Genomic DNA, 12,185 nt, shown 5'->3' with positions numbered 1-12,185 from the left:
GAATACAAATAACAAGAAATATATGAGCATAGTATCTCATTTAGAGTCTTGCTTGGAAAGATATGGGGATAATCATTTGGGCGTCGATTGGCCTAACCTAAAAGACGCGACAACTCGTTATAAAATAATGCTTGAAGTAATAATTCAACAAAATACTTCATGCGATATAACATTGCTTGATTTTGGCTGTGGAGCATCTCATCTTTATGAATATGTGATTCAGAATAAATTAACCTACATAAACTATAGTGGGTTAGATTTATCAGAAAAATTCATTAACTTATCAAAATCTAAATTCCCTCACAATAAATATTATTATTTAGATATTTTAGAGAGAGAAGTTGATCTGCCTGTATTTGACTATGTGGTTATGAATGGAGTTTTTACTGAAAAAGTCAATCTTTCCTTTGAAGATATGCTAGATTACTTTCAGTCATTGATATGTGAAGTTTTTAAATATGCAAAGATAGGAATAGCTTTTAATGCTATGTCCAAGCAAGTTGATTGGGAAAGGGATGATTTATTTCATCTTCCCTTAGATGTATTGGCATCTTTTTTGACCCAAAAGATTAGTCGTAATTTTGTCATTAGAAATGACTATGGCTTATATGAATACACCACTTATATATATAAGTAATGCCATTTAAATGCGCGATAGAGATGAAAGAGGTTTGATAAACCCAGTTTACAAACCGAAAGTAAAAAACCGCAAGCCTATTAATTGTTTAAAAAAAGAGAATCAAATAACTTTGATAAGATTAAAACTAAACAGTGTTAGGCTGAAATTGATTCGTAATAAAATAAGAGGTAGGGCAACATGGATATTCAAGAAATAAGAGAATCTTTGCAAAACAGCAAAGCACTACTACAAAAAATTCAAGCAGATTTGTTATGGAGACAACCACAGCGAGTAACAGAATTTCCCCAAACAAATTTGTCCGACCACCCTCTAACAAGGGGCGCTCCGGCATATACAAATATTATATCAGCTTGTGAATCATTTTTAGATAATCATGGTGATAATTATTTGGGTATGGGTTATCTTGAAAAAAATCATGCAGATATTTTTTATAAAGTTATACTTGAGGTAGTGGACTGGAACATTAATAGTCCAGTAACACTCCTTGATTTTGGGTGTGGAACATCTCATCTATATGAATATATTATTGAAAATAACCTAGCAAAAAATATCCATTATAGTGGACTCGATATCTTAGAAAAATCTCTTAATATTTCCAAGTCAAAGTTTCCTCACAATCAGTATTACTGCTTAGATATTCTTGAGGGAGAAGCTAATCTACCAGAGTTTGATTATATTATTATGAACGCAGTATTTACAGCCAAGTTTTCTTTATCTTTTGAAGAGATGAAGTCTTATTTTGAAATACTTGTGGCTCAAGTATTTAATTTTTGCAAAAAGGGTATAGCGTTCAATGTTTTCTGTCCTCATACACAAGAATGTTATAGTGACATTTTATTTTATTTACCTTTCGATGAATTAGGAGCTTTTTTGGCAAAAAAAGTTAGCAAAAACTTTACTATTAGGAATGATTACAACTTGGAAGCTTATACTGTTTATGTGTATAAATGATAAATAATTACCAAGTTTCTATAGTCCTGCTCATAACCTAAAATATTCAAATTCACAATGGAAATAGAAGACTTAGCTATATTTGGTGGTAAGCCGACATTTAACGAACCACTCCACGTAGGAAGGCCCAACATAGGCGATCGCGCCTCCCTCCTCCAACGCATCAATGGTATGTTAGACAGGAGATGGCTAACCAACAACGGCCCTTATGTGCAAGAATTAGAAGAGCGAATCGGTAGCCTACTAGGAGTCAAGCACTGCATCGCCACCTGTAACGGGACAGTAGCGCTGGAACTTGCCATTAGAGCCGCAGGGCTTTGTGGTGAGGTGATTGTACCTTCCTTCACATTCATCGCGACACCTCATGCTCTACAATGGCAAGAGATAACCCCCGTTTTTTGCGATGTAGACCCTCGCACCCACACCATTAACCCTTGGCGAGTCGAGGCAATGATTACGCCGCGCACCAGTGGTATTATAGGAGTTCATGTGTGGGGAAAGCCTTGTGATGTAGAAGCCTTAACCGAGATTGCTCGGAAACACAACCTCAAGTTGATGTTTGACGCTTCCCATGCTTTTGCTTGCTCCTACAAGAAACAGATGATTGGTAACTTTGGTGAGGCGGAAGTATTCAGTTTCCATGCTACCAAATTTTTCAATACCTTTGAGGGCGGCGCGATCGTTACTAATAACGACGAACTAGCTGCTAAAATACGTTTGATGAAAAACTTTGGTTTTGCTGGTTATGATAATGTTGTTTACATCGGCACTAATGGTAAAATGAGCGAAGTCTCGGCTGCAATGGGATTAACCTCCCTGGAGAGTCTTGATGACTTTATCTCTATCAATTATGCCAATTACAAGCAGTATCAGCATGAACTAGCTGGCATTCCTGGCATTTCCTTATTCACTTACGGAGAAACTGAAAGATGTAATTATCAATACATTGTACTAGAAGTTGATGAGTCTCTAACTCACATTACTCGAGACCAACTAATAAATATTCTTTCTAAGGAGAATGTACTTGCTCGTCGCTATTTTTATCCAGGTTGTCATCAAATGGAACCCTATCGCTCTTACTTTCCCCATGCAGGACTACTGTTGCCAGAAACAGATAAACTGGTGCAACGGGTGTTACTGCTACCCACAGGTACGGCAGTGGGGTTATGCGAAATTAGTCAAATCTGTGAGATAATCGGGTTAGTCGTTGCACAGGGTGAAAAAATCAGAGGGAAATTAGAAAGTTTACCTCTTGCTTAATTAGTTAAATTAGGGGAGACAAATATCTGAACTTCTTTATAATAATCAATGCTGTTCAATTCGTCTTATTTTAATTTAGCCTAAAAAATGCTTCTAAATTATTGGGATACACTTTTAAAATTTTAAAGGGAAAGAAATTATGCCAAAAGTATCAGTTGTGATGGCTTCCTATAACCATGAGAAGTATGTAGCAGAAACGATTGAAAGTGTTTTAAGCCAGACTTATCAAGACTGGGAATTTATAATTACCGATGATGGTTCGCCCGATGGAACTGTAGATGTAATGAAAAGATTTGACGATGCGCGAATTAAACTATTTTGCTTTTCGCAAAATCAGGGCGCTTGTACAGCGATGAATAATTGTATACAAGAGGCAAAAGGTGAATACATAGCAGTGATTAACTCTGATGATGCGTGGATGCCAGAGAAACTGGAAAAGCAGGTTAAATTTTTAGATGAACATCCAGAAAAGGGGGCTATTTTTGGCTATGCCCAAATTATAGATGAGGAAGGAAAAAAAATCACAGAAGAAAACCATTTTTACAGCCAAGTATTTATACAACCTAATAGAACTAGATTTGAGTGGTTAAGGCATTTCTTTTTTAATGGAAACTGCTTGTGCCATCCAAGTATTTTAATTCGCAAGCATTGTTATGATGATATCGGTTTATATGACGAGCGGTTTGCTCTATTGCCAGATTTTGATTTTTGGATACGGCTCTGCATAAAATATGAAATTTTTATTATGCCAGAGTCCCTAGTAAAATTTCGGATTCGTTTGCAGGAAGCGAATGCGAGCGGCAATAAACCAGAGACTCAGATGAGACATCATCTGGAATTTAGTCAGATTCTGAAAAACTATATTAGTCCAGACACATTAAATATATTTTTAGATATATTTCCTGTAAGTGCAAGAATAGAGGGAATAGAGTCGCGATTAAATATAAAAGATATTGAAGTAGAGTTGGCTCCCTTTATTATTGCTATGTTTGCGATTAGACATAGCAATCCTGCTCACAGATACTTTTGCTTTGATATTTTATATCAAATGTATAGCCAGAAAGAACTGGCTCAAAAGTTAAAGCAGAAATATTCTTTTGATTTTTCAGATTTAATTAAGCTGGCTGGAGAGCAAGATGTTTTTGGTACAGTTGCCTTACAGCAGTCTCAATCTCAAGTCCACCAGACTGAGGCGGTTTTGGAGCAAACCTACTGTCATTTGCGCTCCATAGAGGTACAATTAGAGGAATCCAAGGCTCAACTTCAACAGACTGAGGGTTTATTAGAACAATCCCAGTCTCAACTTCAACAGACTGAGGGTTTATTAGAACAATTCCAGTCTCAACTTCAACAGGCTGAGGGTTTATTAGAACAATCCCAAGCTCAGTTGTATGAAACTCAAGAGCAATTAGAACAATATGAGACTAAACTGCATCAGACTGAGGTTTTATTAGAACAATCCCAGGCTAGAATTCAACAAAGTGAGGGTTTATTCGCACAATCCCAAGCTCAGTTGTATGAAACTCAAGAGGAATTAGAACAATCTGAGACTAAGTGGCTTCATACTGAGGGTTTATTAGAACAATCCCAGGCCCAACTCCAACAGACTGAAGGTTTATTAGCACAATCCCAGGCTCAGTTGTATGAGACGGAGACTGTTTTGGAGCAATCTCAGGAGCAATTGCACAAAACTGAGGAAGCTTTAGAGCAATCTCAGGAGCAATTGCACAAAACTGAGGAAGCTTTAGAGCAATCTCAGGAGCAATTGCACAAAACTGAGGAAGGTTTAGAACAATCACAGTCTCTGTTGTATGAAACTCAAGAGCAATTAGAACAATCAGAGACAAAGCTGCATCAGACTGAGGTAGTTTTGGAGCAATCTCAGGCTCAATTGCACAAAACTGAGGTAATTATGAAGCAGTTTCAAAATGCGCTGCGTGAAACTCAGGAGGATTTAACGCAATCAGAAAGTCTATTGCACGAAACTCAGCAAGCATTAGAAGAGTCAGTATTCCAAATAAGTGAGTTTCAGCGGGAAGTAGAGGTATTGAAGTCTCAACTGCATAAAGTTAATAGTGAATTAAATCTACAAAAATCTCAATCTTACCAATTTCAAAAGGAATTGGCGCACTCGCGTTTTTTGAGCGAAGCTATTGCTAGAGAGCAAGAGGGACAAAGTAAGACACCTTACCAACTCCTTGTGTGGGATGCCTGGTATGCTTATCAGAGTGGTGAACCGATCAAAATGAAAGAGTGTTTGCAGGAATCTTTGAAATGTACCCCTTTTCCAAAATCGGAAACAATCTTAAACTGGTTAGAGAGTTTTACTAAGTTTTCTTTAGAGAAAGAAGGCGGAATCGATATCCAGTCGCTGACCAACTCTGCTGAGTGGAAACAGTTGGTGCGACAGGCAGTTGCCGTCAAAGCCAGGGGGTAATAGGATAAGATTGTGGGAGTATCTACTCACTAACCTGTAATTATGGAATAAATAAACAAAATGCTAAAAACAACTAAACCGATACTAACTTTAGGTAGACTAGACCTAGCCACAATTAATAATCAAGTATTGCGCTTAGATGGCTGGGTAGCTTCATTCAATTCCGGCTCAGTAAGTGGCTTTAAGGTTTCCATCGCAGGCGTAGAAGTTCACAAAATTGAGCAAACTATGGGCATTTCCAGCCCAGATATTCAAGAAATTTACCCTTACCTGGATAGCGCTGGCAATGCTCGATTTAGCATTGAAGTACCTATCATTCAGTGGCATTTTAGCAACTCATTAGTTATTGTAACCCCCCTATTTAAGGGGTGCGAAGGCAATCTTCTAATCACTGCTTTAAATCCTTCTCTGCCGAAACCTACTGAAGAATACATCGCGTTGGTGGGTAGCGATTTCGAGGTAGCCTATTACTTCTTAGCTTATTTCATTCAAATGGGGGGGCTGGCTCCCACAGACCGCGTTCTTGATATCGGTTGTGGAGTTGGCCGCTTAGCCTATGGTTTAGCCTACTACTTGAAACGACCTGGAAGCTACGAGGGATTTGATATTATCGGCAGTTTGATTGACTGGGCTCAACAAAACATTACTCCTCGTTTTCCTCACTTTAAGTTCCGCCCCGTAAACATCTATAACCAGATGTACAACCCCACCGGAACGGTACAAGCAGTAGACTTCATCTTTCCTTATGCCGATGAAAGTTTTGATTTTATTTTCCTCACCTCTGTTTTTACTCATATGCAAGCACAGGAAGTGCAGCATTATTTGGAGGAAATTAACCGAGTGCTCAAACTAGGCGGTCGTTGTTTTTGTACCTGTTTTCTGCTGAATGAAGAATCAGAATTAGCGATCGCGCAGGGCCTTAGCACTCTGGATATTAGCTATAAACTGGAAGATTGCTTTACAAACGATTTGGCTGTGCCGGAGAGCGCGATCGGCTACAAAGAAGCCTTACTATTAGAGTGGATGGAATACAGTGGCTTAGAGGTGACAGGAAAATACTACGGCTATTGGTCTGGAAGAAGCTACTTCACCAGTATGCAAGATATTGTGATTGTAGAGAAAACGCGATCGGCAAAGGTGCAGAAAAGAAATGATAAAAAAATTCAGAGCTTGCCTGTTTTACATCAAGAAAAAAGTCTCGAAAAAACTGAAATTATACCAGCTTTAGGCAATGTTGATGTAGCTGTGATCGACAACCAAGGATTGCGCTTAGACGGATGGGCGGTCTCATTGAATGCTGGAACGGTGGACGGTTTTAAAGTTTTAATTGCCGGTCAAGAGTTTGCAGACTTTGATTTGACTCTCGGCATCGCCAGTCCTGATGTTAAGCAGGCTTATCCCAATATAGAAAATGCAGAAAACGCTAGATTTAGCCTGCGAATACCCCTGAATTCTCAGCCGGAGCAGTTTCGGGACGCTCCAATACAATTAACTCCCTTATTCAAAGATAGTCAAGGTAAAGCAATAGAATATTGCCTATCTTGTGTGCCTGACCCCGTATTAGAAAAACCCGAAATTCAACAGCAACTCCCTCAACCTGCGATCCAAAAACCAGCAATTTCCAAATTGCAAAAAATTCAAGCCGATTTAGAACGATCACGTTCTTATTTACAACAAATTCAGACAGGTTTAGGGCGTTTACCGTCTCCAGTGCAACCAGTAAATTCAGGGTTAGCAGCCCTTCCTCAGCCAAGAATTCCTATTGAAAGCAAACTGGATAACAACAACGATCAAAACCTGCAATCTTACTACCCAAATTTATTAGGACTCTCTGAAGTAAGTGTCGAAAAATTTTGGCAGATTCTCAACCCTGTCATGGAATCACAACTTCCTTTCACTAACACGACAACCCCTCAAATAAGTATCATCACTCCAACCTGGAATTCCTCTTTAGATTGGTTTGTCGAAACAGCCTTGAGCGTCCTCACTCAATCAATACCAGACTGGGAGTGGTGCATTGCTGATGACGGATCTAAAACTCCAGAAATTCGCAGTGTATTGGCAGACTTAGCTAAAAAACACCCGCGAATTAAAATTGCTTTCACAGAGCCTGGTGGAATTAGTTCAGCTACTAATCACGCTCTCAACATGGCAACTGCAGATTACGTCTGCTTCTTAGATCACGATGATACTTTAGCTCCAACAGCTTTGCAAGACAGCCTAGACAAGCTTTCGGAAGGGTTTGATGCGGTTTACTCTGACGAAGATAAGATTGACTTTTCTGGCCTTGACTATGTTGAATCCTTTTATAAACCAGCTTGGTCTCCCGAATATTTTCGAGGAGTCATGTATGCAGGACACCTTTTATGTGTCCGCAGAGAATTAGCATTAGCTGTCGGGGGATTTAAGAGCGAGTATGATGGCGTTCAGGATTACGAGTTTTTGTTGCGAATCTCTGAAGTAACCAACAAAATTGGACACATTTCTAAGATGCTCTACCACTGGCGAAAGATTCGGGGAAGCATTGCTGCAGATATTAATGCCAAAGCCGGAATTGAGCCGTTGCAGCAAGCGGCTGTTAATTCCCATTTGCAGCGGTTGGGTTTGCCAGCGAAAGCGGAACCGGGCGTAGGCGGACACAGGGTAAATATCAACCCGCTACCCAGAAATCAAAATCCTCTTGTCAGCATTATTATCCTTGTTAAAGATGTCGATGTACCTCTAGAAGATTGTTTAAAAAATAGCATTTCCCAGTCAACTTATCCTAATCTTGAAGTGTTGGTGGTTGAAAGTGAAACAGCAGATACCCCTAAATCTTTGAACTGGTCAAATCAAATATCTGTTAAATCCATTAAATTGCAGCAGCCATTTACACCCGCTCGCGCTTACAATTTAGGAGCAAAATCTGCACGAGGTGAATACCTTGTTTTTCTTAGCGATATCGCTGAAATTATAACTGAAGATTGGCTAACACACCTTCTTTACTACGCTGAACAGCCTGATGTCGGTGCAGTGGGGTCGCTCTTGCTTTCCGCGGACAGAAGTGTACAGCACTCAGGTCTAGTTTTAAGCGATAAAAGTACAGTTAATTGGGTTATGAAAGGTTTTCCTTCCAATTCCGATGGTTATGCGGGTTCTCTAGTCTGTGCCAGAGAAGTATCAGCCGTAACTGATTCGTGTATGATGGTTAAGAAAAGTGAATTTGACAGGATAGGAGGTTTTAGCGAACACTTTTTTGCGTACTTTCAAGATATTGATTTCTGTCTGCGTCTGAAAAAAGATGGCAAGCGAATTATTTTGACCCCACGAGCCGTTTTAATTTCCCACGAACCTGTAAGGCGGCAAGGATATGACGATTCAGTAGATAGAATGTTGCTCCTAGATCATTGGGAAATGGATATAGAGCAAGGAGATTCCTACTATAATCCTAATTTTGATTCGGAACGCAACGATTACACTATTCGGGCATAGCCATGCAAAATATTTTGTTTGTTCTTTACAACGACTTTCATTCACAAAGTGCTATTCACGTTCATCATTTTGCTAATAACCTGATTGCTCAGGGGTTAGATTGTGTGGTATGTGTTCCCCGTGACAAGCACACTGTAGCTTTACTACAAAATACTTCCTACACAGTTACAGAATTTAGCGAGATTTCTAATTTGAAAGACTTTTTTCGCAACGGAAAAGAGCCTGATATTGTCCATGCTTGGACACCGCGTGAAGTCAACAGAATTTACTGCGAAAAACTTAAATCAATCTATAACTTCAAGTTGGTAATTCACCTAGAAGATAATGAAGAATATATTATTGAAAAAAATATCAAAAAACCTTTAAAAGAAATTCTGGCATCCATTGATTCTATAGAAATTCCCGAACGTATTTCCCATCCAAAACTATATCGTGAGTTCCTCGCTTCAGCAGATGGCGTAACAGTCATTATTGAGAAGTTAAAAGAATTTGTTCCCGATTCCGTTCCCAGTCTCACTCTGTGGCCGGGTGCAGACACGAAGCATTTTTTTATTAGGCGGAAAAATTCACAGCTTGCTGAGAGCTTTGGCATTCCTAAAGATAGCATTATTTTTTGTTACACAGGTAACGTTCATGCAGGCAATAAACATGAAGTTAGGAGTATTTATTTAGCTGTTGCTTTAATGAACCGCGAAGGTTTACCCGCTGTATTGATACGCACTGGCATGGACACTTGTGAGTTTTTAGGTGAAGGCGAACAATGGCTTAAGAAGCATTCAATAGAGTTGGGGTATATAGATTACAGCAAGATGCCAGATGTGATGGCGTTAGCTGATTTCTTAATTCAGCCAGGGCGGTCGGATAAATTTAATGACTATCGCTTTCCCTCCAAACTTCCCGAATTTCTGGCAATGGGAAAGCCTGTCATTCTGCCAGCCACAAATATTGCTCTGATGATGGAACATAAGAAAGATGGTTTCATCTTGCCAGTTGTTGATGCTGCTAGTATTGTTGATGCGGTCAAATTAATATTGAACGATCAAGACTTGTACGAAAAGTTAAGTTGTGGCTCTGTTAACTTTGCTAGAAATAATCTTAACTGGCAAACAAACAGTGAAAGTCTCAAGTCATTTTATGAAAAGATTTGGAGTTCAAAAGCAACTACATTGAGCAGAAGTTTAGAGTTTCAAACGCCGCAACCTCCCAACGAAGAAGTAACAGGAGAGAAAATTGCCGAGATAGAAACAATGCAGCCGTGCGCGGGGGAATTGGAAAATAAAAATGCTAAACTCCGCCAGACGCAAGGGGAATTGGAAAATACAAATACTCAACTCCGCCAGACGCAAGGGGAACTGGAACAAACCAAGATTCAACTGCATCAAACACAAGAAAAGTTAGCGGTACTTCAGTCTCAATTGCACGCTATAGAAGCCGAAAAGCAGCAATTTTCAATTCTTCCCACTCGGTTGTTGGAGTCTGAGTCTAAGCAGTTTTTGATCGAGAGGTATGGGAAACCTACTAGCCCGAAAGCCATGAGTTATGCTACAGCACGAGATTTTTGTGATAGTGCCGATTACCTTCCTCAACTGTGCAAACCAAATGGGGATTTAAAAAATGTGCAAAGGCCTTGGATTGTGAAAGAGATTTTAAGCCAAGTGCCCCTCGGTGGTAAACTGTTAGAGGTCGGTGGTGGTATTCCGGCAGTTGCTGGGTTTCTAATTGAGTTGGGGTATGAGGTAACAATAGTTGACCCTTATGAGGGTGCGGGTAATGGGCCGATAGAATATGAGAAATATAGGCAGCAGTATCCCGATGTTAAAATCATTAGAGCTTTGTTTGAACCGAACATCCAAGGTATCAATCCTGCTTCTTTTGACTGCATATTTTCAATTTCCGTGCTAGAACATATTTTTGGAGAAGCCCTTCAAGATGTTTTCAGAGGCATACGCAAGTTTCTGCGTCCGCAAGGAAAATCTATTCACTGTGTGGATCATGTGCTTCGTGGTGCAGGTACTGAAGGACACGAGGAGAATTTAAAAGTAATTCTTTTAAATCAGTTGCAGTTGCAAAATCCGGCTTATGCAGTTGACAATTTTGAGTACGAGTATAAAAGAATGATAGGTCGGCTCAAATATGATTTAGAAACTTACTATTTATCTGCTGAGGGTCATAACTTTTGGCGGGGTGGCGCTGCTTATGATGTTTTTCCGTTTAGGAAAGTGGTGTCGATAGAAACTTGTGTGTCTATCAGTTAGTTGTTCAGACCGAATCTCTGAGGAAGTTAAACAGGCTCTACCGAACTTATGAAGCTTGCTTTACAGTCGAAACAGCCAAAAGCCTGATTTGGCAAAGGTTTGATTTTTTGCTGGGGGGGTGACAAAGAGGCTTAGGATATAGACCGAATAAGGGTTGCAGCCCTCAGACCTTGTTCATAAAAGTGACGTTTAGAAGGAGTTAAATTCATTAACTGTTGCATCTCCAAAGCATATTGTTCTAGATAATCAACCCACTTTTCGGCATCTACGCCAACACCAAATGTACTCCGTCTACGATATTTTTTCTTGGGTTCTTTGCGACGAGATACATATTTTTGTACCTGCTTTTTTTTCAATTCAGTGCCTTGAAATATTGCCGAACTGTAGGCAAGCGTCATCAGGAGAATCATATTAATAAGTCTGTTTCCTTTGAGGCTAGTCCCTTCAAGATCGTAGCCTCCTTTTTTACAGTCTCGAAACATTTCTTCAATGCCCATCCGCTGCTTATAAGCATTGATTGCTGCTGGCAATGAACCTAAATCCGTGAGAATAAACCAAGCTTCTTTAACTTGATATTTCCCATAATTTCTTTTCCATTTACAAGCAAGCTCAAATCCGGTGGTAGGTCGCGTTTTTCTCACTCTTTTTCCTTGAACATACAAAGAGGTTCCTGCTACTATTCCTAATTCATCTAACCGTTGCCAAATTAAATGTTCCATTTCGATACACTGATTCTTTTTGAGTCTCAAGCAAAACGACACACCCTTTGATTTAAGCCAGTTTCCTAAATCCTGGGGGGGTAACAACCAGCCTGAAACCCATACCTTTGTAAGGATTGAGCCAATGTGTGCTAAAAAAAAATAGGCAGCATAATTGTTACACGCTTGCCTATCTAAAAAATAATGATACCAACATTCTACCTCATTCATTTAAAAAAACAACTAAGTTCAGCTCAATTTAAACTGATTGGAATCTTGCTACCCTTGATACAATCAGAAAAACAAGTGAGATTAGAACGGCTCTCCCGGGTATTTCCCTATCCAATTACAACCGAAAGTCGGCGCAGAAAACTACAAAGATTTCTGGATTTACCAAATTTAACTATCTCATTAATTTGGTTCCCATTAATTACTTATTGGTTGACCACTTATTGCCCCATTGGTACTCGTTT

General features: G+C 39.5%; 7 protein-coding genes. 6 read left to right on the top strand and 1 reads right to left on the bottom strand.

Features of this window, described 5'->3' with window-relative positions; genetic code table 11:
• The first annotated feature begins 22 nt into the window (after nucleotides 1-22).
• From QUA62_RS25395 to QUA62_RS25370, 6 genes are all read left to right on the top strand, one after another.
• Nucleotides 23-637 carry a class I SAM-dependent methyltransferase gene (locus QUA62_RS25395; protein ID WP_333407530.1) on the top strand — a complete coding sequence of 205 codons (615 nt, stop codon included), beginning with the start codon at nucleotides 23-25 and terminating at the stop codon, nucleotides 635-637.
• A gap of 180 nt (nucleotides 638-817) precedes the next feature.
• The gene (locus QUA62_RS25390; RefSeq protein ID WP_333407529.1) at nucleotides 818-1,591 is read left to right on the top strand and encodes a class I SAM-dependent methyltransferase; all 774 of its coding nucleotides are present in this window, start codon (nucleotides 818-820) and stop codon (nucleotides 1,589-1,591) included.
• 57 nt (nucleotides 1,592-1,648) lie between these two features.
• A complete protein-coding gene (locus QUA62_RS25385; protein ID WP_333407528.1) occupies nucleotides 1,649-2,851 on the top strand; it encodes a DegT/DnrJ/EryC1/StrS family aminotransferase in 1,203 nt (400 codons plus the stop codon).
• Nucleotides 2,852-2,990: 139 nt separating this feature from the next.
• Nucleotides 2,991-5,288: a glycosyltransferase gene (locus QUA62_RS25380; RefSeq protein ID WP_333407527.1), complete on the top strand. Its 2,298-nt coding sequence runs from the start codon at nucleotides 2,991-2,993 to the stop codon at nucleotides 5,286-5,288.
• Nucleotides 5,289-5,348: 60 nt separating this feature from the next.
• The gene (locus QUA62_RS25375; protein WP_333407526.1) at nucleotides 5,349-8,759 is read left to right on the top strand and encodes a glycosyltransferase; all 3,411 of its coding nucleotides are present in this window, start codon (nucleotides 5,349-5,351) and stop codon (nucleotides 8,757-8,759) included.
• Nucleotides 8,760-8,761: 2 nt separating this feature from the next.
• Entirely contained in the window at nucleotides 8,762-11,014 is a 2,253-nt protein-coding gene (locus tag QUA62_RS25370) for a glycosyltransferase (RefSeq protein ID WP_333407525.1), read from the top strand.
• 131 nt (nucleotides 11,015-11,145) lie between these two features.
• Here the strand turns inward: QUA62_RS25370 and QUA62_RS25365 are convergent, their stop codons facing one another.
• Nucleotides 11,146-11,943, bottom strand: coding sequence for a transposase (locus tag QUA62_RS25365; RefSeq protein ID WP_333407524.1), 798 nt, complete (start codon nucleotides 11,941-11,943; stop codon nucleotides 11,146-11,148).
• Nucleotides 11,944-12,185 lie beyond the last annotated feature (242 nt).

The organism is Microcoleus sp. MON1_C1, assembly GCF_036701945.1.
In the GTDB taxonomy this organism is placed as follows: domain Bacteria; phylum Cyanobacteriota; class Cyanobacteriia; order Cyanobacteriales; family Microcoleaceae; genus Microcoleus.
The sequence above is the reverse complement of the archived record's forward strand: the minus strand, read 5'-3'. Positions and strand labels throughout refer to the sequence as shown.

Coding starts and splice junctions, on each gene's coding strand:
- QUA62_RS25365 (WP_333407524.1), bottom strand. CDS start 11,943: ATGAATGAGGTAGAATGTTGGTATCATTATTTTTTAGATAGGCAAGCG.
- QUA62_RS25385 (WP_333407528.1), top strand. CDS start 1,649: ATGGAAATAGAAGACTTAGCTATATTTGGTGGTAAGCCGACATTTAAC.
- QUA62_RS25395 (WP_333407530.1), top strand. CDS start 23: ATGAGCATAGTATCTCATTTAGAGTCTTGCTTGGAAAGATATGGGGAT.
- QUA62_RS25370 (WP_333407525.1), top strand. CDS start 8,762: ATGCAAAATATTTTGTTTGTTCTTTACAACGACTTTCATTCACAAAGT.
- QUA62_RS25375 (WP_333407526.1), top strand. CDS start 5,349: ATGCTAAAAACAACTAAACCGATACTAACTTTAGGTAGACTAGACCTA.
- QUA62_RS25390 (WP_333407529.1), top strand. CDS start 818: ATGGATATTCAAGAAATAAGAGAATCTTTGCAAAACAGCAAAGCACTA.
- QUA62_RS25380 (WP_333407527.1), top strand. CDS start 2,991: ATGCCAAAAGTATCAGTTGTGATGGCTTCCTATAACCATGAGAAGTAT.